23 protein-coding genes are annotated in these 24,589 nt (G+C 67.5%); 18 read left to right on the top strand and 5 right to left on the bottom strand.

Annotation, left to right across the window (positions count from 1 at the left end):
* The 8 genes from fhcD (at position 1) to MFF26_RS16650 (ending at position 8,194) form a co-directional block, all read left to right on the top strand.
* Positions 1-936, top strand: coding sequence for a formylmethanofuran--tetrahydromethanopterin N-formyltransferase (fhcD, locus tag MFF26_RS16685; protein ID WP_137828422.1), 936 nt, complete (start codon positions 1-3; stop codon positions 934-936).
* Positions 933-1,730 carry a formylmethanofuran dehydrogenase subunit C gene (locus tag MFF26_RS16680; protein WP_137828421.1) on the top strand — a complete coding sequence of 266 codons (798 nt, stop codon included), beginning with the start codon at positions 933-935 and terminating at the stop codon, positions 1,728-1,730. The genes fhcD and MFF26_RS16680 overlap by 4 nt, the downstream gene beginning before the upstream one ends.
* A gap of 293 nt (positions 1,731-2,023) precedes the next feature.
* Positions 2,024-2,230, top strand: a complete 207-nt coding sequence (locus MFF26_RS16675; protein ID WP_137828498.1) for a hypothetical protein — start codon at positions 2,024-2,026, stop codon at positions 2,228-2,230.
* Positions 2,231-2,507: 277 nt separating this feature from the next.
* Positions 2,508-4,145 carry a sensor histidine kinase gene (locus tag MFF26_RS16670; protein WP_137828420.1) on the top strand — a complete coding sequence of 546 codons (1,638 nt, stop codon included), beginning with the start codon at positions 2,508-2,510 and terminating at the stop codon, positions 4,143-4,145.
* Positions 4,142-4,849: a response regulator transcription factor gene (locus tag MFF26_RS16665; protein WP_137828419.1), complete on the top strand. Its 708-nt coding sequence runs from the start codon at positions 4,142-4,144 to the stop codon at positions 4,847-4,849. Before MFF26_RS16670 ends, MFF26_RS16665 begins: the two co-directional genes overlap by 4 nt.
* A gap of 256 nt (positions 4,850-5,105) precedes the next feature.
* Positions 5,106-6,551, top strand: a complete 1,446-nt coding sequence (locus MFF26_RS16660) for a Do family serine endopeptidase (protein ID WP_137828418.1) — start codon at positions 5,106-5,108, stop codon at positions 6,549-6,551.
* A gap of 10 nt (positions 6,552-6,561) precedes the next feature.
* Entirely contained in the window at positions 6,562-7,539 is a 978-nt protein-coding gene (locus tag MFF26_RS16655) for an alginate O-acetyltransferase AlgX-related protein (protein WP_137828417.1), read from the top strand.
* 409 nt (positions 7,540-7,948) lie between these two features.
* A complete protein-coding gene (locus MFF26_RS16650) occupies positions 7,949-8,194 on the top strand; it encodes a hypothetical protein (RefSeq protein WP_137828416.1) in 246 nt (81 codons plus the stop codon).
* A gap of 146 nt (positions 8,195-8,340) precedes the next feature.
* Here the strand turns inward: MFF26_RS16650 and MFF26_RS16645 are convergent, their stop codons facing one another.
* The gene (locus MFF26_RS16645) at positions 8,341-8,568 is read right to left on the bottom strand and encodes a hypothetical protein (protein WP_137828415.1); all 228 of its coding nucleotides are present in this window, start codon (positions 8,566-8,568) and stop codon (positions 8,341-8,343) included.
* Between the two features lie 123 nt (positions 8,569-8,691).
* The gene (locus MFF26_RS16640) at positions 8,692-11,688 is read right to left on the bottom strand and encodes a glycosyltransferase family 2 protein (protein ID WP_137828414.1); all 2,997 of its coding nucleotides are present in this window, start codon (positions 11,686-11,688) and stop codon (positions 8,692-8,694) included.
* Positions 11,689-12,081: 393 nt separating this feature from the next.
* On the opposite strand from MFF26_RS16640, the gene MFF26_RS16635 reads away from it, so the two are divergent.
* From MFF26_RS16635 to MFF26_RS16610, 6 genes are all read left to right on the top strand, one after another.
* On the top strand, positions 12,082-13,398 hold the full coding sequence (locus MFF26_RS16635) for a hemolysin family protein (RefSeq protein ID WP_171015427.1): 1,317 nt from the start codon (positions 12,082-12,084) through the stop codon (positions 13,396-13,398).
* A gap of 480 nt (positions 13,399-13,878) precedes the next feature.
* A complete protein-coding gene (locus tag MFF26_RS16630) occupies positions 13,879-14,604 on the top strand; it encodes an SIR2 family NAD-dependent protein deacylase (protein ID WP_137828412.1) in 726 nt (241 codons plus the stop codon).
* A 171-nt stretch (positions 14,605-14,775) separates the two neighbouring features.
* Entirely contained in the window at positions 14,776-16,215 is a 1,440-nt protein-coding gene (locus MFF26_RS16625) for a circularly permuted type 2 ATP-grasp protein (protein WP_137828411.1), read from the top strand.
* Between the two features lie 121 nt (positions 16,216-16,336).
* Entirely contained in the window at positions 16,337-17,281 is a 945-nt protein-coding gene (locus tag MFF26_RS16620) for an alpha-E domain-containing protein (protein ID WP_137828410.1), read from the top strand.
* 223 nt (positions 17,282-17,504) lie between these two features.
* The gene (locus tag MFF26_RS16615) at positions 17,505-18,368 is read left to right on the top strand and encodes a transglutaminase family protein (RefSeq protein WP_137828409.1); all 864 of its coding nucleotides are present in this window, start codon (positions 17,505-17,507) and stop codon (positions 18,366-18,368) included.
* A 124-nt stretch (positions 18,369-18,492) separates the two neighbouring features.
* Positions 18,493-19,242 carry a proteasome-type protease gene (locus MFF26_RS16610; RefSeq protein ID WP_137828408.1) on the top strand — a complete coding sequence of 250 codons (750 nt, stop codon included), beginning with the start codon at positions 18,493-18,495 and terminating at the stop codon, positions 19,240-19,242.
* 114 nt (positions 19,243-19,356) lie between these two features.
* On the opposite strand, the gene MFF26_RS16605 is transcribed toward MFF26_RS16610, so the two are convergent.
* Positions 19,357-19,989 (bottom strand): TetR/AcrR family transcriptional regulator, encoded by a 633-nt coding sequence (locus tag MFF26_RS16605; protein ID WP_171015425.1) that lies wholly within the window; start codon positions 19,987-19,989, stop codon positions 19,357-19,359.
* A gap of 61 nt (positions 19,990-20,050) precedes the next feature.
* On the opposite strand from MFF26_RS16605, the gene MFF26_RS16600 reads away from it, so the two are divergent.
* Positions 20,051-20,602, top strand: a complete 552-nt coding sequence (locus MFF26_RS16600; RefSeq protein ID WP_171015424.1) for a sugar O-acetyltransferase — start codon at positions 20,051-20,053, stop codon at positions 20,600-20,602.
* A 126-nt stretch (positions 20,603-20,728) separates the two neighbouring features.
* On the opposite strand, the gene radC is transcribed toward MFF26_RS16600, so the two are convergent.
* The gene (gene radC, locus MFF26_RS16595; protein ID WP_137828407.1) at positions 20,729-21,466 is read right to left on the bottom strand and encodes a RadC family protein; all 738 of its coding nucleotides are present in this window, start codon (positions 21,464-21,466) and stop codon (positions 20,729-20,731) included.
* Between the two features lie 29 nt (positions 21,467-21,495).
* Positions 21,496-22,317, bottom strand: coding sequence for a type I methionyl aminopeptidase (gene map, locus MFF26_RS16590; RefSeq protein ID WP_137828406.1), 822 nt, complete (start codon positions 22,315-22,317; stop codon positions 21,496-21,498).
* A gap of 194 nt (positions 22,318-22,511) precedes the next feature.
* On the opposite strand from map, the gene MFF26_RS16585 reads away from it, so the two are divergent.
* The 3 genes from MFF26_RS16585 (at position 22,512) to MFF26_RS16575 (ending at position 24,198) form a co-directional block, all read left to right on the top strand.
* The gene (locus tag MFF26_RS16585) at positions 22,512-23,117 is read left to right on the top strand and encodes a sulfite oxidase-like oxidoreductase (RefSeq protein ID WP_137828405.1); all 606 of its coding nucleotides are present in this window, start codon (positions 22,512-22,514) and stop codon (positions 23,115-23,117) included.
* An 8-nt stretch (positions 23,118-23,125) separates the two neighbouring features.
* On the top strand, positions 23,126-23,845 hold the full coding sequence (locus MFF26_RS16580; protein WP_137828404.1) for a ferredoxin reductase: 720 nt from the start codon (positions 23,126-23,128) through the stop codon (positions 23,843-23,845).
* A gap of 116 nt (positions 23,846-23,961) precedes the next feature.
* Positions 23,962-24,198 (top strand): hypothetical protein, encoded by a 237-nt coding sequence (locus MFF26_RS16575; protein WP_137828403.1) that lies wholly within the window; start codon positions 23,962-23,964, stop codon positions 24,196-24,198.
* The last annotated feature ends 391 nt before the right edge of the window (positions 24,199-24,589 follow it).

Genomic DNA, 24,589 nt, shown 5'->3' with positions numbered 1-24,589 from the left:
ATGGCTGACCTCACCCTCAACGGCATCAAGGTCGAGGACACCTTCGCCGAGGCCTTCGACGTCGCGGGCACCGCGATCATCGTGACCAACGACACCCCGAAATGGGCGATGATCGCGGCCACGGTGATGACCGGCTTCGCCACCTCGGTGATCGGCTGCGGCGCCGAGGCCGGCATCGATGCCGAGCTCTCCCCGGAGGAGACCCCGGACGGACGCCCCGGCGTGCGGATCCTGCTGTTCGGCTTCGAGCCGAACGGGCTCAAGGACCAGCTCCTGAAGCGCGTCGGCCAGTGCATCCTGACCTGCCCCGGCACCGCCTGCTACGCGGGTGTCGAGGGCCCCCACAAGATCAAGCTCGGCGGCGCCATCCGCTATTTCGGCGACGGCTTCGCGGTCGCCAAGCGGCTGCCGGACGCGACCGGCAAGATGCGCCGCTACTGGCGCATCCCGGTCATGGACGGCGAGTTCCTGTGCGAGGACTCGACCCGCGCCGTCGATGGTGCGGTCGGCGGCGGCAACCTCCTTTTCCTCGGCCGCAAGCACGCGGACACGCTCATCGTCGCCGAGATCGCGGTCGAGGCGGCCAAAGCCGTCCCCGGCGCGATCCTGCCCTTCCCCGGCGGCATCGTCCGCTCCGGCTCGAAGGTCGGCGGCCGTACCAAGGGCATGATGGCCTCGACCAACGACGCCTATTGCCCGACCCTCAAGGGCCGAGCCGGGTCGGCGCTGCCGCCCGAATGCGGCGTGGTGCTGGAAATCGTCATCGACGCCCTGACCTCGCAGGGCGTCGCCGAGTCGATGCGCGCGGCGCTCCACGCCTCCACCGAGATCGGCGCCAAATACGGGCTCGTCGCGGTCACCGCCGGCAATTACGGCGGCAATCTCGGCCGGCACCACTATCACCTCCGCGACCTGTTGGAGAAACCCGCCGCATGAGCACGCTGAGACTGCGCGGGGCGCCGCCGGAGCGGATCGACCTCCTCAACGTCACGCCTTTGGCGCTCAAGGGTCTGTCGGAGGCGGAGGCCGGGAAGCTCACCGTGGGCACCAGCCGTCGCGGCGTGAGCCTCGGCGACCTGTTCGACATCTCCCTCGACGGATCCGATACGCTCGTGATCGAGGGCGGCTCGGACCGGCTCGACCGGGTCGGCGCGGCCCTCTCGGAGGGTGCGATCCGCGTGGAGGGCGATGTCGGTCAACGCCTCGGCGAAGGCATGGCCGGCGGCACGCTCACCGTCTCCGGCTCGGCCGGCCCATTCGCCGCCACCGGCGCCACCGGCGGCACGATCACCATCGAGGGTGATGCGGGCGATCACGCCGGCGGCGCCGTCTACGCCGCCAAAGCCGGGCTCGACGGTGCGATCCTGATCATCAAGGGCAAGGCGGGCGACCAACTCGGCGACCGCATGCGCCGCGGGATCATCCTGGCCGGCTCGGCCGGTGCACAGACCGCCTCCCGCATGATCGCGGGCACCATCGTGGTCTCGGGCAGCATCGGCGACCATCCGGGTTACGGCATGCGGCGGGGCACCCTAATCGCGGGCGGCCACGGTGCCCTGCTTCCCACCTTCGTCGAGACCGGCACGCCCGACCTCGTCTACGTGCGGCTGCTGGCCCAGACGCTCAAGCGCCTCGGCGCGGCGCAAACCGGACTGCTTGGCGGGGCGCTGCGGCGCTATTCGGGCGACCTCGCCACGCTCGGCAAGGGCGAGATGTTCGTACCGGCTTGAGGCCGGAAGTCTCAGGCGTCTTCCAAGGCCGTGATTCCGGGTCCGCGCAGCGGAACCCGGAATCCACGACGGGCCGCGACAACGTCCGCAATCGTGCATCACAGGTCGATTGCGGGTTCGCTTGCGGCGGCCCGGCATGACGCCTGGGGCTTTCGGACGCGGCACGATCCTGCAGCAACACCCATCACCCATTGCATAAAATCACTTGCCGCCCTGCCGCTTCCTCCCACTTTGCTTCGAGGCGGCGTGCGGATGGAAGCCTCATGCCGCGTTCACCCTACGAGGTCTGCGGCATGTTCCTGCTCCTGTCCGTCTGTCTCATCGCCGAGCCGACGAAGTGCCACGACGAGCGGATCAACCTGACTTTCGACAATCCGAACCCGTTTCTCTGCCTGCGCAATTCGCAGGCGACGCTGGCCGCGTGGCAGGAGGAGCATCCCGACCTGCACGTGAAGAGCTGGCGCTGCGCGCCGAAGGGCAGCGTGCCGGACAAGACGTGAGACGGTCCGGCCGCCTTCCCATCATTGCGAGGCGAGATTGATGCAATCCGGCGCTCTGCGCTGACCAGAGCATTCTTCGGGGCAACCCCCTCGTCGGCGTAGTCTCGCTCTGTCCGAAATGGTCCCACCTCGGATCACTTCGGCTCCGCTTCGCGACGTCGGCGTGAGGCGGGGATGGGGCGAACAACCGAACTTGTGGGCTTACGCGCGCTTGAGCCCCCCGCTCCGCGGTGGCAGGGTCCACCGGCCGCCTCAAGCGGTGGGAACAAGCAAGTCCATGCGTTCGCTCAAGGTTCGGTTCGCCCTGTTGCTCGGCGGAACGGCGCTGATCGCGCTGATGGCCGCGGCCGGCGTGCTGTGGTCGACGCGCTTGTCCGAGCACGTGATCGAGCGGACGCTGGCCGCCCAGCATCGGCTGGAGCTGATGGCCGAGTTGTCGGGTCGGCTCGCGCAGTACGGGTTGGCAGCCATCGAGAGCGTGAACAATCCGGAAGCCCCGCCCGAGGCTCTTTCGGTGACCCGTGACCGGGTCGATCAGGCTTTGACGACCGTCGACGACGCCCTCGGTCGGGGGCTCGGTTCGAGCAGCGATCCCCAAGACCGCATCCAGTATCTCGCCCGGACCCGGCCGCTCGCGAGCGTGCGCGCCGCCCGCGCGATGCTCGACCGCCAAGTGCTGATCGCCCAGCGCGAGAACGAGCCGGAGCGCCGCCGCACGGCGATGCAGGGTGCGCTCAACGGCTTCGGCGCGATGACCGGTCCGCCCCTCTCGCTCCTGATCGAGGCCGAGCGTCGCAGCATGCAGGTGGGCTCGGAGGATGCTCGCACCCTGTCGCACCGCCTCACCGCCGCGTCGCTGGCCGCCATGGCCTTGGCGCTCGCCTTCGTCGGCCTGCTCTACCGGACGGTCACCCGCCCGACCCTGGCGCGGATTGCCGAGATCCGCCGCGCGGCGGGAGCCGTCGGCAGCGGAGCGCTGGACACACGCCTCTCGGTCGAGACCCGCGACGAGCTCGGCGTGCTGGTGGCGAACTTCAACCGCATGGTCGCCCGCCTGTCGCGGCGCGAGGGCCGGCTCGCCGCCGACCGCGCCGCCCTGGAGGACACGGTCCAGGCCCGTACCGCCGATCTGCGCGCTGCCAATCAACGCTTGGAGATGGTCGATCGCTCGCGGCGCCGCTTCTTCGCCGATGTGAGCCACGAGCTGCGCACGCCGTTGACCGTCATCCTGGGCGAGTGCGATCTCTCCCAACGCTCGATCGAGCGAGGGACGCCGCGCCCCAGCGATTTCACCCCCGTCTTCGGCACCATCCGGAAGCGGGCGCAGCGCCTGAAGCGGCGGGTGGAGGATCTGCTGCGGGTCGCGCGCTCGGAATCCGGGCAGATCGAGCTGGACCGGCGCCCGGTTTCGGCGGTCGCCATCGCGAGCGATGCCGTGGACGATCTCGCCTCCGAGGCGGCGCGCCGCCGGATCGAACTGGTGCTGGAGCCCGGGCATCGCGATCTCGAACTCTCCGCCGACCCCGAATGGCTGCGCCAAGTCATCGAGAGCCTGATCGACAACGCTTTCCGTCACGCCAGCGGACTGACGCGCGTCGTCGTCTCGGTCGGCGAGCGCGTCACCGCCGAGGGCGAGCGGGCGCTCATCCTGGTCGAGGATGACGGGCCCGGCTTCCCCGAGAACGCCGATGCGCTGTTCGAACGATTTCGCCGCGACAATCATTCGGGGGAGCCCGGCTTCGGCATCGGTTTGGCTCTGGCGCGCTGGGTCGTTGAGCGTCATGATGGAACGATCAGCCTCGGCAAAGCCGGGCACGGCGCGGGCGCGCGGGTGGTCTTAGACCTGCCCGCGTTCGATCTGGCGGCCGGGCCGGAGAGACACGGGGCGGCACGGGAGAGGATCGACGCCGTATGACGACGCGCGTTCTGATCGTCGAGGACGACATCGACATCCGCGGCATGCTGGCCCGCGGTCTGGAAGCCGAGGGGTTCGACGTGGGCGTCGCCGGCCGCGTCGAGGATGCCCTGAGCGCCGCCCGCGAGGCGGCGCCGGAAGCGGTGGTGCTGGACATCACCCTCCCCGACGGTTCGGGCCACGACGTCTGCCGCTCGCTGCGCGAAGGGGGTTATCCCGGGGCGATCCTGTTTCTGAGCGCCCGCGACGAGGTGCGTGACCGGGCCGAGGGCCTCGCGCTCGGCGCCGACGATTACATCGTCAAGCCGTTCGTGTTCGATGAGCTGCTGGCCCGGTTGCAGGTCCACCTGCTGCGCCGCCGGGAGGCCGACACGCCGCGCACGGTCTTCACGGCGGGCCGTCTGACCCTCGACGTGAACATCCGCCAGGTGAGCTTCGGCGAGGCCTCGGCCCGGCTGACCCCGCGCGAGGCCGAGCTCCTCGCCCTGCTGATGCAGGAGGTGAACCGTCCGGTCTCGCGCGGCGAGATCTTCGACCGCCTCTGGGCGAGTCAGGGGGGCCTCTCGCTCAACGTCGTCGATGTCTATGTCGGCTATCTGCGCTCGAAGCTGTCGGATTTCGTGCGGTTGGGCGGCCCCATCATCACCACGGTGCGCGGCAAGGGGTTCATGCTCGATCTGAGGGGCCAGGATTTCCGGCACTGAGTCTCGCTTCGCGTCCATCAGCCCGGGGCTGACATCGAAGCGGGCAGCGAACAACCGCCGCATCGCTTGGCTCTGAAAACGGGTTCGCGGTTCCGCTCGGCGACGTCGAATTGACGCGTTCGGGTCGTCGTCATGGCGTTCCGTCCCGTCACCGCCCAGCGCGGAACACCGTCCCACTCGGATCGCCGGCCCCTCGCCCGCGGCGGCCGCCGGGGCTACATAGCCCGGACTTCAGCCTTCTCCGGGAGACTCAACCATGCCCTTCTCGCCGCTTCGGCCGGCCGGCCTTCTGTCCGTGCTGTTGCTCGCCGCGACGCCGGTCGCGGCACAGATGGCGCAGACACCCGAGAAGACGGTGCCGCTCTCCAAGGGCGAGATTCAACTCTCCTTCGCCCCCGTGGTGAAACGGGCGGCGCCCTCGGTGGTCAACGTCTATGCGACCCATGTCGAGAAGCGCACCGCCCGCTCGAGCGCCATGGACGAGTTCATGCGCCGCTTCTTCGGCGAGGACCGCCCCGGCGGCGGGCGCAGCCCCGGCGGCATGCCGGGCGAGCGGGCCCAGCGCTCGCTGGGTTCGGGGGTGATCGTCGACGGATCCGGGCTCGTCATCACCAACAACCACGTCATCGCCGAGATGAACGAGGTGAAGGTCTCGCTCGCCGACAAGCGCGAGTTCGAGGCGCAGATCGTGCTGCGCGACCCCCGCACGGACTTGGCCGTCCTCAAGATCAAGACGCCTGCCGACATCGCACCGATGCCGATCGGCGATTCCGACCATCTCGAGGTCGGTGACGTGGTGCTGGCGATCGGCAACCCCTTCGGCGTCGGCCAGACGGTGACGCAGGGCATCGTCTCGGCTCTTGCCCGCACGCAGGTCGGCTCGTCGGACTACCAGTTCTTCATCCAGACCGATGCGGCGATCAATCCAGGCAATTCCGGCGGTGCCCTAGTCGATCTCCAGGGCCGGCTCGTCGGCGTCAACACCGCGATCTACTCGCAATCCGGCGGCAGCCACGGCATCGGCTTCGCCATTCCGGCCAGCATGATCCGTGCTGTGGTCGAGGCCGCCAAGACCGGCGGCAGCCTCGTGCGGCGGCCCTGGCTCGGGGCACGGGTGCAGAGCGTGACGCCGGATATCGCCGAGAGCGTCGGGCTCGATCGGCCGACCGGCGTGCTGGTGGCCAGCATGCAGGCCAAGAGTCCGGCGGAAGAGGCCGGCCTCAAGCGTGGCGACGTGGTCCTGTCGATCGACGGGCAATCGGTCGATGATCCGGAGGCTTTCGGGTACCGCTTCGCCCTCAAGGGCATCTCCGGCACCACGCAATTCGGCATTCTGCGCGGCACGCGGCGGCAGACCCTCGCCGTCAAGCTCAGCCCGGCGCCCGAGACGCGTCCGCGCGACGCCCTCAAGGTCCGGGCCCGCACGCCCTTCGCGGGGGCGACCCTGGTCAACACCTCGCCCGCGGTCGGCGAGGAGTTGCAGGCGGATCTGCCGGAGGAAGGCGTGGCGGTGAGCGCGGTCGAGGACGGCTCGCTCGCCAACCGCGCCGGCTTCAAGAAGGGCGACGTGATCGTGGCGATCAACGGCATCCCGGTGGCTTCGACCAAGGATCTCGATCGCCTGACCCAGCGCAGCTTCGGCCTGTGGGAAGTCTCGATCAATCGCGGCGGCGAGGTGCTCACCTCCGTGTTCGGGGGCTGAGCCCGCTCGCATGGAAAGCCTCGGGACGGAGCACGTCCATGTCGGCCGAGACGGCTGGCTGTTCCTGACGGCGGGCAGCAACAACGTCGTCGGGCAGTTCAGCCGCTCGCGGCTGATGGCGCGGCGCGTGCGGGGGTGGAAGCGTCTGTTGCTGTCCCGCCTGCGCGGCTGCGACGCCCTCGGCGCGCAATACCTCCACGTGATCGTGCCGGAAAAGCTGACGGTCTACGATCATAAGCTCTCCGAGGGGCTCGCCGTGAAGGTACGCCTCTCGCCGGCTTGGCGCCTGCGCCGCTCCCTGTTCTGGCATCGGCGCGCCCGCCGCGCCTGCCTCGACCTCGTCGGCACCTTCCGTTCGCTCCGGGATGCCCGCGACCTCTACTACCGGACCGACAGTCATTGGTCGTTCGAGGGCTGTGCGGCCGCCTACCGCCTGATCTGCGCGGCCTGCGGCGCGGAACCGAGGGATCTATCGAGCGAGCCGCAGGAGCGGCGGGAGATGTCGGGCGATCTCGGCAGCAAGCTGACGCCGCCGCAAACCGAGCTGTGGTCGATCCGCAGCATCCAACACCATGCGGAGCGGATCCATGCGAGTCCGATCGTACGCCTGCGGGAGCAGACCGGCCGGGCCGACACGCTCCATGTCGGCGCGCATGTGGTCTTCCGGAACGAAGCGCCGGGGATCGACCCGCGGCGGGTGGTCCTGTTCGGTGATTCCTACGCGCATTTCGCGCCGATCATGCTGACCGCCTTCATCGCCGAGACCTTCGCCGAGGTGCACTTCGTGTGGTCGTCGTCCCTCGATTGGGGCTACCTGACGCGCGTGCGGCCGGACCTCGTGATCGGGCAGGTGGCCGAGCGCTTCATGTTCCAGCTGCCCGACGATCGCTTCGACTTGGACGCATACGCCGCCGAACGCTTCGGCGCTGAGCTGGCGCAGGCCGGCCCGGAATCGGATCAGACAGTCGGAGTGGCTTCGGACGCCTGATCGTCCAGGAGGAGAGTATCGGCACGGGAGGTGGATGCCAGCTTCCGGAATGAACCGATGCAGCCTAGAGCGTGCTGCATTTCTACGGAAACAGCGGCACGCTCTATCTCTTTGTGGTCGCACGATGATTCCGGAAAACCGGATTCCACTTTTCCGCATCGTGCTCTAGGGGCTTCGAAAATCGGAACTTGCTCGACCGGGATAGGGACCTCCGACCGTTCCGCATCATCCCGACGGTCGGGCCCGACATGCCCGGAGCAAGGTTTCATTCAACCTGTTTCTTGAATGTTGCGTGGCAGCCGCTCCGCACCGTCGCCATGTGCGCTCGCGCAATGCACCGGCAACCTGAGCGGTCTAAACCCGAACGCACACGAGGGCCGACAAGGCTCCGAAGCGAGGGGTGGACATCATGCGGGACCTGTTCAAGATCGCGGCAGCCGGAGCGGTGCTGAGCGCCTACGCGGCCCTGGTGCCCTCGATGATCGAGGCGGCGCCCGCCCAGGGCGAGGCCAAGACCTTCACCCATCGTCTGCCCCAGGCCGGCGGCGCGACCCCGGTCAGCGTCCGGATCGAGACGGCGGATGCGGGCGATCGCCTGTTCGACGCCCGCCGGCCGATCCTCGTCGGCTTCTCGGCGGGCGGAGCCTCCCGTTGACCACCGCGGACGCGCCCCTTCTCGCCGCGGTGTTTCTTGCAGGCCTCGGTGCGGCCGTGATCGTGAACGCCCTGTTCGCCTGACCCTTCCTTCAGGCGTCGGAAGAGCTGACGGGCCCCGGCTCTAGCGGGCGAGCCTCGCGTCCCTCATCCCGTCGCGGCGAGTGCATGCATGTTGCCGCGCAAGCCGGCACAGAGGTCGTCGACCTCCGCCTGATCGAGGGCATCGCCGCTCGTCGCCGCGATGGTGTCGATCAGGTCGTCCTTCCGAGGGTCGAACGGGTGACCCTGCATTCGGTAGAACTGGTAATAGCGCAACGCCGCCAGGAGCGTGTCACGCTCGCGAGCGGTCACGGTGATGTTCTGCGTCGTCATGGGAGTCCCCTTGGCTTGCAACGAACGGCTGGGCGAGGCCGCGCGCGACTCGCCAAGCTTGACCGTTGTAACCCCGGGATACGAGGTCCGTCCATGAACGGATGTTAAGGTTGCCGATCCCGATCAAGCCGGAACCCGGTCCGCCCGCCCGCGACTGGCGGCCGGAAGCTCGTAGTAATCTTCGAGGATGCGCGGGTAGACAGCGGGCCGGAAGGCGGGCAGCTCGGCTCTGAGCGCGTCCAGAGGCAGCGCCAGCAACGCCGCGTTGAGCCGCTGCGGATCGCGGGCCAACGTCGGGTCGAGGCGGTAGCCGCACCCAATCTCTGCCAGCCGCTCGGCCTGCGCCCCGAGATCGAACACGACCGGCGGCACGCCTGCGGCGAGCGCCAGGGAGAGGGTGTAGCAATAGGTTTCCGGCCACAGCGAGGGCAGTAGGACGACATCGGGATCGAGCCGCGCCAACTCGGCGAGCGCCGCCGCATCGCTGGCATAGGGGCCGCTCTCGCGTACGCCCACGGCCTCCAGGGTTTTGGTGGCGTAGCTATGCCCGATGATGGTGTAGCTGATCGGCAGATCGCGCAGCTGTGCGTCCAAGGCCAAATCGTGGACGACGTCGAAGCCCTTATGGATTCCGATCGAACCGATCAGCGCCACGCGCATCGGCCCGTCCCGACGCTGGGCCGGTCGCGGCGGAACCTTAGGCACGACTTCCTCATGCGGGCGGAGCGTCAGTCCCGAGAGGCCGAGTGCCGAACCGATGCGCTCGGCGAGATCACGCGACGGCGCGTAGACCCGCCGGGCACCGGAGAGGAAACCGGCCCAGGCACGGCGCCGCTCCGCCGGATCCGGCGGTGAACTCTCCTTGTCGCGGTCGAGGCGGATGCACGTGTGGCAGGCCGACGGCTCGGGCAGACCGCAATAGAAACCCTCGGGTCGCACGAGGTTGTTGCGGTGGCAGACGGCGGAATAGTCGTGCAACGTCACGTCGTAGCCGGTGGGCAGGCCGGCGATCAGATCCATCAGGGCGCGCGTCGAGCGCTCGTCGAGGCCGGCCAGCGAGTGGACATGGACGAGGGCCGGATCCAGCCACGAGATCAACTCGGCCACGAAGTCGACCTCGTGTGCCAGCGCGATCGGGGAGAGCACCAGGGCCGGAAAATCGATGGCGCTCGTTTCCGGCAAATCGACACGGATCTGGGACAGCGCGTCGGTGCGCAGATAGACGACATCGAGCCCGACTGGGGCCAAGCGTGCGCTCAGCCCCTCGATATGGGTTTCGATGCCGCCACCCAGATCGTGGGTGACGATGAGGGCGGTGCGGCGCTCCGGCTTGGCCGTTGCCCGCTGAGCGAAGCGATAATAATCGAGGCGCTGTCGGGCCGAGCGGGCGGGATCGACCTGGATGTGGGTCTCGACCCGGCGCTGATAGTCGGGGTGCTTGGTCAGCACGGTGCGAAAGATGTCCGCCCCCTTGGTGGCCAACAGCGCCCCGAAGGAGACGCTGCCCGAATGGAAGACGAACACGTCATGGGCGAGGATGTTGGCGTATCCTGCCTTGAGTGCGCGTAGGCAGAAATCGTTCTCTTCCCCGTAGCCGCGCCCGAAAGTCTCGGCATCGAGGGGGCCGACCGAGTCGATGACGTCCCGGCGCATGTAGAGGCAGAACCCGACCCCCGTCGGCACCGGTGAACTGGTCCGGCTGTTGCAGCGGCTGGCAAAGGCATCGATCTCGGCCGGGCCGACTTCCAGCTGAGCCTGGTTGTCGACGCAGAAGACCGGGTAGCTACAGATCGTGGCATTGTTGGAGAACGGGGTGACCGTCGCGACCTTCGGGTCGTCGGCAGCGTGCCAGAGCAGCCGGTCGAGCCAATCCCCGAAAACGACGATGTCGGCGTTCAGCAGCACGACATCCCGGCCCGCCGCGAGATCGAGGCCGCGATTGCAAGTCCGGACGAAGCCGAGATTCTCGGCGTTGCGCTCCAGCCTGAAGAGGCCGCGGCCAGCGAGCTCCGCCAGCGCGGCGGAGAGGGCTGGCTCGGGGCTACAATCGTCGAGGACCAACAGGGCGAAGGGCGTGAGCTGACGCGTCGTCAGAACCGAGTGGATCGCCCGCAGCGTGTCGTCGATGCCCTTGTAGACCGGCATGATCAGGACCACGCTGGCGAATTCGAGATCGGCGGCGGGGCGCGCCTGATCCCACTCGTCGGGCCGCGGCGCGACTTGTGGGGGCCATTGTCCGCGTCCGTAGGGGTCGGGCTTGAAGCCTCGCTCTCGACCGATAGTAAGGTAATGGAAGAACGGGTTCAGCCCGGGGGCGATCTCGCTACGGTAATGCGCGCGATAGAAGCGCATCGAGAAATGCGGGTTCGGATCGCGATTTTCACGCGCGCCGTGGTCGAGGAAATGCCGGATCGGATCGATGCCGGAATCCCGGATATCGGCGTTGCGATCGAGGTAATACGCTTGGTCGAACGCGGCGGCGACCGCATCGTAAATCTGTCGATCAGTCGCCTGTGACGGGTCGGACGGGAGCCGGGTCGCCCGTTCTGCCGCCGGCCGCAGCGGCTGGCCGTCCGAAGCGGTCAGGCGTTGGGTGGAGACGAAGTGGTAGAACGGGCTGACGTCGAGGCGGCGGACATGGGCGTGGCGCAACAGATAGCCCGCGCCGTCGAAGCTGTCGTTGGGTGCAAGCCCGCGCCGCCAGCCCGTCGTAAGGTAGTGGAGGAGGGGATCCTCCCCGCCCGCCTCCAGGCCGGCCGCTCCCGCATAGTGGCGGGCGTCGAAATACGGTGCGACGACCTCCGCCTGCAATGCAGGGAAATCAGCGCCCGGATGCGTCGGCCTGCGCAGCCGTTCGGCGGGCGACAGCCGCGCGTAATGCAGCAGCGGGTTCTGGGGTGCACCCTCGGACAGGTAGCGGTCGGCGTAGTAAAGCGTCGAGAATACCGCCGACGGATTGCGGCCCTCGCGCCAGCCATGGTCGAGGTAATGCAGCAGCAGGTCCATCCCGCCGGCGGCGACGTCGGGATATTCCGCTCGATAGAACTGAGGATCGAAGAAGGATCGCACCGCATCGGCATCGCGGCGATTGCGCCGAAGTATCCTCGGCAGTCTGATCACGACCTATCCTGTGAAGCGGCTTGCATCGGCCCGTTTCCTACATTGTCGGTAGGCGAATCTGGGAGCGAAAAATGGCTTCGGCGCGGCGCATCCCTCGGTGATGGCCATCGCTGACCGAAGCCATCGCGCGAGGCGATTTTTTTCGTAGTTCGCGCCCCGCACAGGTTGGCGTGCGACGGCCGATACACATTCTCGGGCGAATACCCGTTGGCCGACCGGACAAGATCGGGGCTTTTTATGCGAGCGGATGCCGCGTCGCAGGGACCCTAAGGGGCAGCGCACTTCGCGCGATTGCTCCGGTCCGCCCCCTTCCCCCGCCCCTAGGTTCGGCCTTAATGCTGCCTGCCGCCGATACGTGCGGTCGTTGAAGCGGCATCGCCCCGGGAGGGCACGATTTCCGACGGTCTCTGGTCTTCGGCGCTCGGCCTGCTCGCCGTCGTCGCCCTCGTCCTCGCCAACGGCTTCTTCGTCGCGGCGGAGTTCTCACTGGTCGCGGTGCGGCGCAGCCGGATTGCCGAGCTCGTCAACGAGGGCCGCCTCAACGCCAAGGCGCTGCAGCGGGCGACAGACCGCCTCGACGCGCATCTCGCCGCGACCCAGCTCGGCATCACCCTCTCGTCGCTCGCGCTCGGATGGGTCGGCGAGCCGGCTCTCGCCCATTTGATCGAGCCGGCATTCACCTGGATGCCGCCGATGGCCTCCGGCTTCACCGCCCATACGCTGGCGGTCGTGCTGGCCTTCGCGATCATCACCACGCTGCACATCGTGCTGGGCGAGCTGGCTCCGAAGAGCCTGGCGCTCCAGCGCAGCGAGCGGACCGCGCTCGTCATCGTGCGCCCGCTCAGCCTCTTCCTGCTGGTGTTCGGGCCCGCCATCCACTTCCTCAACGGGCTCGGCAACGGCGTGCTGCGTTTGCTCGGCCTGCGCCCCGGCGAGGGCGATGGCAACCTGCCCTCACCGGCCGAACTCAGTCTCCTCGTCACGGCAAGTCACGAGGCCGGCCTGCTGCACGAAGCCCAGGAAGATGCGGTGGCGCGCATTCTCGCCATCGGCGAGCGGCGCATCCGCGAAATCATGACGCCGCGCAACGAGGTCGACTGGGTCGATCTCGACGATTCTCAGGAGGAGATGATCGAGGCCGTGCGCGCCTGCCGCCACGAGCAGATCGTGGTGAGCCGCGGCCAGATCGACGATGTGGTCGGCGTTCTGCGCAAGCAGGATCTTCTCGATCAATTCCTCGACGGGAAGCCGCTGGACGTGAAGGCGGCGACCCGCGAACCCATCGTGGTCCATGAGGGGCTGGCGATCCTGAAGGTGCTGGAGATGTTCCAGACCAAGCCCGTGCGCATGGCGATCGTGGTCGACGAGTACGGCAGCCTCGAGGGCATCATCACCCAGACCGATCTTCTGGAGGCCATGGCCGGCGAGATCCCGGAACCGGGCGAGGAGAAGATGGTGACGGAGCGCGAGGACGGCTCGCTTCTCATCGACGGCATGATGTCGGCGACGGATGCCTTCGACCGCCTGGGCTTCACCGACAAGCCGCGCTCGGACGATTTCTCGACGCTCGCCGGCTTCTTCATCGTTCAACTCGGCCGCATCCCCACCGAAGGTGATTTCATCGAGGCGCAGGGGTGGCGCATCGAAGTGGTCGACATGGACGGACGCCGCATCGACAAGGTTCTGGCGCAGCGGCTGGAGGAGGTCTGACGACCTTTCGCGACCGGGAACCGGCGATGGTCGCCGGCCCCGTTCGGGCCGGGCACGATCCGCAGGCTTACAGTTCAGGGGCATGCCGATCCGGCACCCGATTATGGCATCGGCGCGCCCTGCACAGACCCGATCGAACCTCCGACCCGGCATCGAGGCTTTTGCGTCCGCGACCGTTTCTATGGGCTGCGGAAGAGCCGGGCCGCTCGTCCGCGGCGCAGCTCGATCGTTCACGGAGTACCGTTCTCGCGCCGAGGCCGGACGCGGAAGGCCCACTTCACAGCGTTGAACCGTGGATCCAATGGACCAGCCAGAGCTCGGCCAACGGTACACGAATTAAGGCTACGTTCTCCGTCTTGTGGGCGGAGACTACAAACGGGCGAAACCGGCGGCCGAAGTCTTGCAGGTCCTTGTCATCTCCGTCAGCCTCCTGACGGGTACGGCCTCTGGCCGAATGCAGATTGCCGTTGCCGGGGCAGGATGGACATCCAGAACGTCTTCGTACTGACAGGAGCCGGCATTTCCGCCGAGAGCGGTCTTGGGACGTTCCGCGACCGCGGCGGCGTGTGGAGTCGCTTCGATCCGATGAAGCTTGCGACACCGGAAGCCTTTGCCGCCGATCCCGTACTCGTGCACGACTTCTACAACATGCGGCGCCGCGATGCCCTGAATGCGCAGCCCAACGCAGCCCATACGGCGCTCGCAGAACTCGAATCCGGGCTCGCGGCGCAGGGCAGAAACCTGTTCCTGTGCACCCAGAACGTCGATGATCTGCATGAGCGGGCAGGCTCACGCGCCGTCGTGCACATGCACGGCGAGTTGTCGCGGGTGCGCTGCCTCGCCTGTGGGGATGGCCGGCCCTGGCGGGAGGATCTGACGGTGGAGACGCCGTGTCCGAGCTGTGGCGTCGCCGGTCGGATGCGGCCGGACGTGGTCTGGTTCGGCGAGATGCCGAAGCATCTCGACGCCATCGAGGATGCCCTCATCAAATCCGATCTCTTCGTGGCCATTGGCACGTCGGGGGCGGTCTATCCGGCGGCGGGCTACGTCGCACAGGCGCAGGCCTTCGGCATCCCGACGCTCGCGCTTAATCTGGAAGCCGCCGACAATGCCGGCATGTTCGCGCGCACGCGGCTCGGGCTGGCAAGCGCGACCGTGCCGGCCTTCGTCGCCGACATTCTGGCCGGCGCCGACGGATCGGGCTGAACCGACAGGTGCAGATCGCCGTCGCGGGGATGGGCCGCCCCGCGCGATCCCCTATTTCCCGGAAACGTCGCCGCACGGAGCGCGGGCGACGGGACGGGGCTGGACCCCGAACCGTCGCCGTGGCCTGCCTCTTGCTCCGGCAGACCGACAATGATGGGAGGGGTGGCGCGGATGGCGCACACGGCGTTCGACGAAATGAACGGGGGCGGGGCCGGTCAGCCCGATCCGGCCGCCGTGCGGCAGGCCTACGACATCCTCAAGGCCTGGCTCGACAAAACTTCCCCCGAGCATTTCAACACCCGCCGCAGCCAGGCCGAGATGCTGTTCCGGCGCATCGGCATCACCTTCGCGGTCTACGGCGCCAACGAATCCACCGAGCGGCTCATCCCGTTCGACATCATTCCCCGCGTCCTCACCAAACCGGAATGGGACTTTCTGGAGCGTGGGCTGAAGCAGCGGGTCACGGCCCTCAACGCCTTCATCAACGATATCTACGGCGCCGAGGAGTGCATCAAGGCCGGCATCATCCCGCCCGACCTCGTCTACCGCAACCCGCATTACCGGATGGAGATGCGGGCCTTCGATGTGCCGCACGATCTCTACGTCCACATCGCCGGCATCGACATCGTCCGCACTGGTGAGAACGACTTCTTCGTGCTGGAGGACAATGCCCGCACCCCGTCCGGCGTCTCCTACATGCTGGAGAACCGCGAGGTGATGATGCGGCTCTTCCCCGAATTGTTCTCGCGCCACCGCGTCGCCCCGGTCGAGAACTATCCGGACGCGCTGCTGGCGACCCTACGCAGCCTCGCGCCACAATCGGCGACGCGCGACCCCACCGTCGTGCTGCTGACCCCGGGGCGCTACAATTCGGCCTTCTACGAACACTCGTTCTTGGCCGACAAACTGGGCGTCGAACTCGTGGAGGCGGGCGACCTCTTCACCAAGGATGACGTCGTCTACATGCGCACGACGGAAGGGCCGCGCCGGGTCGACGTGATCTACCGTCGCCTCGACGACGATTTCCTCGATCCACTGGTTTTCCGCCCGGACTCGGTCCTGGGCGTGCCCGGACTTATGAACGCCTATGAGCGTGGGAACGTGACCCTGTCCAACGCCGTCGGCACCGGCATCTCGGACGACAAGGCCGTCTACAGCTACATGCCGGAGATCGTGAAGTTCTTTACCGGCGAGGAGCCGATCCTGCACAACGTGCCGACCTATCGCTGCCGCGAGCGGGAGGCCCTGTCCTACGTCACGGACAACCTCAAGGATCTCGTCGTGAAGGAGGTCAACGGTTCGGGGGGATACGGCATGCTGGTGGGGCCGCACGCGACGAAGCGCGAAATCGACGAGTTCGCCAAGAAGTTGCGGCACGCGCCGGACAACTTCATCGCCCAGCCGACGCTTTCGCTCTCCACCTGCCCGACCTTCGTCGCCTCGGGCGTCGCACCGCGTCACGTCGATCTGCGCCCATTCGTGCTGGCAGGCGCCGACGAGATCCGCATCGTGCCGGGCGGCTTGACCCGCGTCGCCCTCAAGGAAGGCTCCCTGGTGGTCAATTCCAGCCAGGGCGGCGGCACCAAGGACACTTGGGTGCTGGATGCCTAGGCATCTCGATCACCTGTTGAGCAATTTTTCCGCGGGGTGTCGCAGGGCTCTGCCTCGTAACCGGGCAGATGCCGCGCCGATCGCCGAAATGTCTAAGAGCTGGCCTGCGAGCTGAACCCCCATGCTGTCCCGGACTGCCGACAATCTCTACTGGCTCTCGCGTTACGCCGAGCGTGCCGATTTCCTCGCGCGCATCCTCGATGCGGCCCATCGACTGGCCGCCCTCCCGTCGAGCTATGGCGGGCGCGAATCGAACGAATGGGCCTCCGCCCTGTCCTCGGCGGGCGATCCGGAACTGTTCCGCACGCTCTACGACACGGTCAACGAGCACACGGTCTGCAACTTTCTGGCGTTCTCGGCCCAGAATCCGTCCTCGATCCGCTCCTGCATCGCCACCGCCCGCGAGAACGCCCGCTCGATCCGCACAGCACTCACCACGGAGATGTGGGACACGATCAACGGGGCCTGGCTGGAGTTGCGCTCCTACGAAGGCCGCGACCTGTCGCGGGAGGAGTTCACCCAGTTCCTCGATTGGGTGAAGCGCGTCTCCCTGACCTTCGACGGCTCGGCCTACCGGACGATGCTGCGTAACGACGCCTACTGGTTCACCCGCGCCGGCACGGCGATCGAGCGGGCCGACAACACCGCCCGTATCCTCGACGTGAAGTACCAGATCCTGTTGCCGGCCTCCGAGCGCGTCGGCGGCTCGCTCGATTACTTTCAATGGACCACAATCCTGCGCGAGGTCTCGGCCTTCAACGCCTATCACTGGGTCTACCGCGAGAGCATCAAGCCGCTCTTGGTCGCCGACTTGCTCATCCTGAACCCCGAGATGCCGCGCTCGCTGGCGAGCTGTTACCGGATGCTGGTGGAGCATCTCGATCTGATTGCCGACGCCTATGGGCGTCGTGGCGAGAGCCAGCGCTTGGCGAGCAAGATGCGGGCGAAGCTCGGCAGCGCCGATATCGAGCGCATCTTCGCCTCCGGCCTGCACGAATTCATCCAGGGCTTCATCGGCGAGAACAACGCCCTCGGTGCGGCGATCAGCGAGCAATATCTCGTGTGACGCGGCCGATGCACGATGGGGCAATCGCGAGCGCCGCACGATGCGATCCATGGCTTCCGGTCGCGATGACGGATCGCTAGACCCTCTCCATCCGCGCGGCGCCGGTTTGCCGTGCGGGCGGCGAGGCGGCAACCGACTGCCAAGCCTTTGGGCATTCGACCCGATTCCCGAATCGCCAGCGTGGCCCTAGCGTGCGCCGAGGCGCCGAGGCAGGATTCCCGACATGCGTATCCGCATCGTCCATGACACCGTCTACACCTACGAGCAGCCGGCCCGCGGCCTGATCCAGCTGATGCGGCTCACGCCCCGCGATCACGATGGGCAACACGTGCGGGAGTGGCGCATCGAGCCTTCGGTCAATGGACGGCTGACCGCGCGGGAGGACGGCTTCGGCAACCTGATCCATTGGTTCTCGGCGGACGATCCGACCGACGCGCTCACCGTGCGGGTCACTGGCGAAGTCGAGACCTTCGAGACCGACGGCATCGTGCGCGGCGCGGTCGAACGACTGCCCGATCTGTTCTATCTGCGCGATACGCCGCTCACGGAGGCGAGCCCCGAGCTTCAGGTGTTTGCCCGGCGGATCGCAGACGCGGGTGACGCCGGCCCGCTCCCCGTGCTGCATCGCCTGCTCAGCGCGGTGCCCGAGGCGGTGGCCTTCGCCCCCGGCCCCGCCAGCGCCAGCACGACGGCGTCGCAAGCCTTCGAGGCGGGCAGCGGTGTCTGTCAGGACCTCGCGCATGTCTTCCTCGCCGCCGCGCGGCATCTCGACATCCCCGCCCGTTACGTCTCCGGCTATGTCCGTCGCAGCGACGAGGAGGAGGATGCGGCCCATGGCTGGGCCGAGGCTCTGGTCCCCGATCTCGGCTGGGTCGGGTTCGACCCGGCCTACGGACTCTCGACCACCGAGGCGCATGTGAGGGTCGCCACCGGCCTCGACTATCTGGGCGCCGCGCCGATCCGGGGCAGCCGCACCGGCGGCGGCACCGAGACGCTCACGGTGACGTTACAGGTCGGCGAGAGCACGGTTCCGGTGCATCGTCCCAACCTCCCCATCCAGGCGCAGAGCCAGTCCCAGGGCGGATAGACCGAGGGTCCGGGATCCGCTGTTTCGGGCACGGCCCGGCACACCTGCTCGAAAGATCGGCTTGCGGGCCGAACCCGTGCCGTGCCATCCGGCGCGCTCTTCTGTTTCGAGGCCCAGCGCCGCCATGACCTATTGCGTCGGAGTGCTCGTCGAGGACGGGCTCGTGATGATCGCCGACACCCGCACCAATGCGGGTCTCGACAACATCTCGACCTACCGCAAGCTCCACATGTTCAATGCCCCCGGCGAGCGGGTGATGATGCTGGCTTCGGCCGGCAATCTCTCGATGACGCAATCCGTCCTCTCCATGTTGCACGAGGGCGTTGATGACGAGGAGACCGACGGTCCGCCCCCGCGGCTTCGCGACGCGCCGACCATGTTCAAGGCGGCTCAGCTCGTCGGTCGGGCGATCCGGCGGGTGCGCGAGATCGAGAAGGCAGGAGCCGAGGCGGCCAACCTGCGCATGGAGGTCTCGTTCCTGTTCGGCGGCCAGATCGGCAGCGAGCCGATGCGGCTGTTCATGATCTACTCCGCGGGCAACTTCATCGAGTGCAGCCGCGACGCGCCGTTCCTGCAGATCGGCGAGCACAAATACGGCAAGCCGATCCTCGACCGCGCGGTCACCTTCGAGACCGATCTCTACGACGCCCTCAAGGTCGGTCTTGTCTCGATGGACTCGACCATGCGGTCCAATCTCGGCGTGGGGCTGCCGATCGATATCGCGGTCCTGCGCCGCGAGGCCCTTGACCTCGAGGTGAATTACCGGATCGAGGCCGGCGAGAGCTATTTTCACGATCTGCGCGAGCGCTGGTCGGCGGCTTTGCGCGCGGCGCACCGGGCGATCCCGCGCCCGCCCTACGGGCCACAGCGGTAGCCGTCGCCGGTCCCCATCCCCTCATCCTGCGGTACCGCGTCAGCAGCGTTGAAGGAGGGCTTCAGTGAATTGCGCGTTTCGCTGGATCTCTTCTTCGCTGCTCCGCTTCGCACCTCAGGGTGAGGTGGGGATGGACGAACCAACAGAACTCCGCCCGGCAGCGCCCTCCCCCACCAGCCGCTCGACGATGGACCGCACTGCGGCCCGGTCGGCTGGGTCACGATCGACCGAGCGGTGGATCGACAATCCCTCGATCATGGCGTCGAGCGCCTTCGCCGTCTCCGGTGCGAAGTGGCGGCCGAGCGCCGCGCGGCTCTTGTCCATCCAGTCTCGCATGACCGATTGGAGCGCCGGACGGCGCGCGGCGAAGGCGTAGAGTTCGTAGCTCAGGAGCATGGTCTGCGGCGTGGCCCAGCTCTCATCGACCACGAGATCGACGACCGCCTCGAGGGCCTCGTCACGGTTCGAGGCTGCCGCGAGCCGTTCGGTGAACCGGGCCGCCACCGTGTCGGCGAGCAGCGTGAACGCCTCCGTCAGGAGCAACTCCATCCCCTCGAAATGATAGGTCATCGAGCCGAGCGGCACGCCGGCCGCCGCCGCGATCCGGCGATGCGTTGCACCGGCGACGCCGTGCTCGGCGACGACGTCGAGGGTCGCCCGCAGGATACGGGCGCGGCGATCCGGGTCGTAACGGCGGGCAGCGGGCAAGCGAGACCGGCGATTGGCATCCGGGGAGGATGCGTACATATGTACGCATCGCTTCCGGCAACGGAAGCCCTCCCCTTCTCGCGGGCTCGGACCATCAACAATGACGATCAAGACGCAGAAGCAGCGGATGCTGGCGGGCGAACTCTACGTCGCCGACGACCCCGAGCTCGCCGCCGATATCCGGCGCATCTCGGAATGGATGGACCGCTACAATGCCTCCAACACCCTGAGCCAGCCCGAGCGGCAGGCCCTGCTGGAAGAGGCGTTCGCCGATGTCGGCGAGGGCTGCAACATCCGACCACCCTTCACCTGCGATTACGGCTACAACATCCGCCTCGGCCGCGGCGTATTCATGAACTTCAATTGCTGCATCCTCGACGTCGTCGCAGTCTCCATCGGGGACATGACCCAGATTGGCCCCGGTGTGCAGATCCTGACCGCCGACCATCCGCGTGATCCGGCTCAGCGGCGCCAGATGCTCGAATTCGGCCGCCCGATCCGCATCGGGGCGAATGTCTGGATCGGCGGCGGTGCCCTGATCCTGCCGGGTGTCACCATCGGCGACGACGCCATCATCGGCGCCGGCAGCGTCGTCACCCGCGACGTGCCTGCGGGCGCCACCGTCGTCGGCAATCCGGCCCGCCAGCGCTAGTCAGAGGAGCCCAAAGGGCCGAGTCCTCGGGCGGGGCGCCGGGGCCGAGCCCCGGTATTCCTTCAAAACAGGGCTTCGCCCTGGACCCACGAAAGAACTTGTCCTTTCGAAACCTACGACCATCGCTCAGATCAGCTTGAGGCCCTTCAGGCTGGCATGGCCATCCCGGCCGAGGATGACGTGGTCGTGGACCACGATGCCGAGCGGATCGAGGACCGTGACGATCTCGCGGGTCATGCGGATATCGGGGCCCGACGGCGTCGGATCGCCCGAGGGATGATTGTGGGCCAAGATGATCGCGGTGGAGGACAGTTCCAGCGCCCGCCGCGCCACCTCGCGGGGATAGACCGGTGTGTGATCGACGGTGCCGCGGCCTTGCACCTCGTCGGCGATGAGGTGATTGCGCCGATCGAGGAACAAGACCCGGAATTCTTCCCGCGCCGAGAACGCCATGGTGGCTCGCAGGTATTCGAGCAGCGCGCTCCAGGAGGCCAGCAGCGGACGGGCCGCGATCGCGCCCCGGGCCAGCCGGCGACCGGCGGCCTCCATCAGCTTGAGATCGGCGATCACGCCCGCGCTGACGCCCTCGATCTCGGCCAATCGCGCCGGCTCGGCGGAGAGCACTTCGGCGAACGAGCCGAACCGGCGGATCAACGCCTTGGCCAGCGGCTTCACATCCCGCCGGGGAATGGCCCGAAACAGGGCGAGTTCGAGCAGTTCGTAGTCCGGCAGGGCGTCGGCGCCGGCCTCAGCGAAACGTGCCCGCAGGCGCTCGCGGTGGCCGTGATAATGCGGCGCCTCCGCGGGTGCAGCCTCGGCGAGCCCCGGCAGTGTTGCGGCGGGATCGGGCGGCCGACGGGCCATCGCGGACGGCTATTCCCCGGTCCGCTCCGTCAGAACTGGGGCTTGGGCTGATCGAGCCCCTTGGGCGAGAGGGTGAAGATCTCGAAACCGGTCTCGGTCACGGCCACGGTGTGCTCGAACTGGGCGGAGAGCGAACGGTCGCGGGTCACCGCGGTCCATCCATCGGCGAGCACCTTCACCGCCGGGCGCCCGAGATTGATCATCGGCTCGACCGTGAAGAATTGCCCGGCCTTCAGCGGCACGTCGTAGCTCGCCTCGACGTAATGCAGGATGGTCGGCGCATCGTGATAGACCCGGCCGAGCCCGTGGCCGCAGAAATCACGCACCACCGAGCAGCGCTCGGCCTCCGCATAGCTCTGGATGGCCCGGCCGATGTCGTTGGTCGAGCCGCCGGGCTTCACCGCGTGGATGCCGCGCATCAACGCCTCGTAGGTGATCTCGCACAGGCGCTGCGCCTTGCGCGGCACCTCGCCGATATAGGCCATCCGGCTCGAATCCCCGTGCCACCCATCGAGGATCAGGCAGATGTCGAGGTTGACGATGTCGCCCTCGCGCAGCGGCTTGTCGTTGGGAATCCCGTGGCAGACCACGTGATTGATCGAGGTGCAGATCGACTTGCGGTAGCCGCGATAGAACAGGGACGCCGGATAGGCGCCGTGATCCATGCCGAACTCGTAGGCGAGCTTGTCGAGCTCGTCCGTCGTCACGCCGGGCTGCGCCGCCTCCATCAACAGGTCGAGCGCCTCCGCCGTGAGGCGCCCGGCCCGGCGCATGCCCTCGAACCCCTCGGGGCCGTGGATCGGCGGCTCGGGCGCACGGCGCCCGGCCTCGGCGGTCTGGTCTCGGCTCACTGGGCTCGGCTCGTGAATTTCGTGCGTGACTGGCGTTGCGACCGTTCTACGCCGCGCCCAAGGCGGCGCCAACCCGGCTGAATGGCAGGCGGGCATCGTTGCGGCGCAGACCCGCCCGTGCCAGACGACGTTGGGATCGGCAGGCCCGCCGATGGTGTTAACGGGCGGTGTTCCCGGCCAAAGCGGAGGATGACATGGCGACGCGCGGCTTCACGGGGCGCCCACCGGCGGCGGAGATCCGCGAGCGACTGCCGCCGGGCCAGTATCTCACCGACGATTTTCCCGTGCTTCAGCTCGGGCCGACGCCGAGGGTCTCGACCGATGGCTGGCGCTTCACCCTGCGTCACGGATCCCGGCCCCTGGTGAGCTGGACCTGGGAGGAGTTTCAGGCCCTGCCCCGCACCCGCTGGGGCGGCGACATCCATTGCGTCACCAAGTGGTCCAAGTTCGACACCGCTTGGGAGGGCGTCAGCATCGACGACCTGCTGGCCGCTGCCGGACTCGATGCGCCGACCGGCTTCGTCCTGGCCGAGGGCCACGACGATTACACCACTAACGTGCCGGTGGCGGATCTCGTCGGCGGCAAGGCGATGGTGGCGACGCTCTACGACGGCAAGCCGATCGAGCCCGAACATGGCGGCCCGGCGCGCCTGCTGGTGCCGCACCTGTATTTCTGGAAGAGCGCGAAGTGGGTGAAGGGCCTGCGATTCACCGAGCGCGACGAGGCCGGCTTCTGGGAATTGCGCGGCTACCATATGTACGGCGATCCCTGGCGCGAGCAGCGCTTCACCGACGATTAGAGGATCCCGTGGCCGAGGCCGCCCCGTCCCGCTGGCGCGACGCGACGATCCGGGCGATCACGCCCGCGACGCCGCGGGTCAAGAGCTTCCGGTTCGACGCCCTCGGTGCGCCGCACCGCGCCGGTCAGCATGTCGACGTTCGGCTGACAGCGCCGGATGGCTACCAAGCGCAGCGGAGCTACTCCATTGCCTCCGCACCGGGCGATCCGCGCGGCCTGGAGCTGATGATCGAACGGCTCGAAGGCGGTGAGGTCTCCGGCTTCTTCGACGCAATCGCGGAGGTCGGCGACACAATCGAGATCCGTGGTCCCATCGGGTCCTTTGCCTGGGAGGCCGGTGACGGTGGCCCGGTGCTGCTGATCGGCGGCGGTTCGGGCGTGGTGCCGTTGCTGGCCATGGTGCGTGAGCGGGCGCTGCGCGCACCGCAGGTGCCGATGCTGTTGCTCTATTCGGTACGAACGGCGGCCGAGGCCATCGCCCGCGGCGAGTTGACCGCACGCTCCCGCGACGAGACCGGGTTCGACCTGACGCTCCTCCTGACCCGCGAGGGCCCGACGACGGGCCGACGCATCGACCGCGTGATGATTGATACGGCGATCGAGTGTCTCGGGATGCCGCGCCACAGCTTCGTTTGTGGCAGCAACGCCTTCGTCGGCACCGTGGCCGATCTGCTGGTCGATGCCGGCGTGCGGCCGGCCACGATCCGCACCGAGCGGTTCGGGGAATAGATCGTTCGCCGAGGCCGGCGCCGACAGAAGAATTCTACGCTCTACCGGGAACCTTGACCGCAAAATCCATCTTCCTATCGGGCCTGGGACGGCAATACGTTCCCTGGGAGACAGAGATGAAGAAGACCACGCTCGCGCTGGCGGTCCTGCTGGGCGGCCTCGCTTTCGCTTCCGGTTCGGCTTCGGCGGCTCCCCTCGCCCCGGCTGGCCTTCAGGCTGAGACCGGTGTGACGCCCGTGCGGATGAGCCCCGGTGAGCGGATGATGATGCGTCGGCATATGATGCGGAAGCGGATGATGCACCGCCATCACCACCACCGGATGATGCGCCATCGCATGATGCACCGCATGTAATCGAGCGGACCGGGAGGACACCATCTTCCCGGTCCCCAGCACGGGACGAGGAGGGCTCAGCGTTGGTTGCCGCTCCCGTCCGGACGCTCGATTAAAATGAGGGTCCGGGCCGCTGTTTTGGCTAAAATTGTCCCGCCCCAGGGGATATTGGCTCGACGACCGATACGATGGGGACGCAGCCTCGAAACCGAGGCGCATCGATCATCTTTCCGTTTTTTTATAAATCAGTTGCCTCGAATCCTGGACTTGTCATCACAGGCGAGGGATCGATGCGCGATACGCGTGCTGCCGGCCCTTCACCGATCCGGCCCTCGCATCGAACTAAGATGCGGCCGGGCTTTCGGGCATTCAGAGTACCGTGTCCCCGAACATGCCTGATCCAGATATCGGC

The sequence above is a fragment of the Methylorubrum suomiense genome (assembly GCF_022179765.1).
Taxonomy (GTDB): domain Bacteria; phylum Pseudomonadota; class Alphaproteobacteria; order Rhizobiales; family Beijerinckiaceae; genus Methylobacterium; species Methylobacterium suomiense.
This window is presented reverse-complemented; position numbering and strand designations above follow the sequence as displayed.

Coding starts and splice junctions, on each gene's coding strand:
- MFF26_RS16585 (WP_137828405.1), top strand. CDS start 22,512: ATGGCGACGCGCGGCTTCACGGGGCGCCCACCGGCGGCGGAGATCCGC.
- fhcD (WP_137828422.1), top strand. CDS start 1: ATGGCTGACCTCACCCTCAACGGCATCAAGGTCGAGGACACCTTCGCC.
- MFF26_RS16660 (WP_137828418.1), top strand. CDS start 5,106: ATGCCCTTCTCGCCGCTTCGGCCGGCCGGCCTTCTGTCCGTGCTGTTG.
- MFF26_RS16625 (WP_137828411.1), top strand. CDS start 14,776: ATGGCGCACACGGCGTTCGACGAAATGAACGGGGGCGGGGCCGGTCAG.
- MFF26_RS16600 (WP_171015424.1), top strand. CDS start 20,051: ATGACGATCAAGACGCAGAAGCAGCGGATGCTGGCGGGCGAACTCTAC.
- MFF26_RS16615 (WP_137828409.1), top strand. CDS start 17,505: ATGCGTATCCGCATCGTCCATGACACCGTCTACACCTACGAGCAGCCG.
- MFF26_RS16675 (WP_137828498.1), top strand. CDS start 2,024: ATGTTCCTGCTCCTGTCCGTCTGTCTCATCGCCGAGCCGACGAAGTGC.
- MFF26_RS16620 (WP_137828410.1), top strand. CDS start 16,337: ATGCTGTCCCGGACTGCCGACAATCTCTACTGGCTCTCGCGTTACGCC.
- MFF26_RS16575 (WP_137828403.1), top strand. CDS start 23,962: ATGAAGAAGACCACGCTCGCGCTGGCGGTCCTGCTGGGCGGCCTCGCT.
- MFF26_RS16665 (WP_137828419.1), top strand. CDS start 4,142: ATGACGACGCGCGTTCTGATCGTCGAGGACGACATCGACATCCGCGGC.
- radC (WP_137828407.1), bottom strand. CDS start 21,466: ATGGCCCGTCGGCCGCCCGATCCCGCCGCAACACTGCCGGGGCTCGCC.
- MFF26_RS16645 (WP_137828415.1), bottom strand. CDS start 8,568: ATGACGACGCAGAACATCACCGTGACCGCTCGCGAGCGTGACACGCTC.
- MFF26_RS16670 (WP_137828420.1), top strand. CDS start 2,508: ATGCGTTCGCTCAAGGTTCGGTTCGCCCTGTTGCTCGGCGGAACGGCG.
- MFF26_RS16630 (WP_137828412.1), top strand. CDS start 13,879: ATGGACATCCAGAACGTCTTCGTACTGACAGGAGCCGGCATTTCCGCC.
- MFF26_RS16650 (WP_137828416.1), top strand. CDS start 7,949: ATGCGGGACCTGTTCAAGATCGCGGCAGCCGGAGCGGTGCTGAGCGCC.
- MFF26_RS16605 (WP_171015425.1), bottom strand. CDS start 19,989: ATGTACGCATCCTCCCCGGATGCCAATCGCCGGTCTCGCTTGCCCGCT.
- MFF26_RS16610 (WP_137828408.1), top strand. CDS start 18,493: ATGACCTATTGCGTCGGAGTGCTCGTCGAGGACGGGCTCGTGATGATC.
- MFF26_RS16680 (WP_137828421.1), top strand. CDS start 933: ATGAGCACGCTGAGACTGCGCGGGGCGCCGCCGGAGCGGATCGACCTC.
- MFF26_RS16655 (WP_137828417.1), top strand. CDS start 6,562: ATGGAAAGCCTCGGGACGGAGCACGTCCATGTCGGCCGAGACGGCTGG.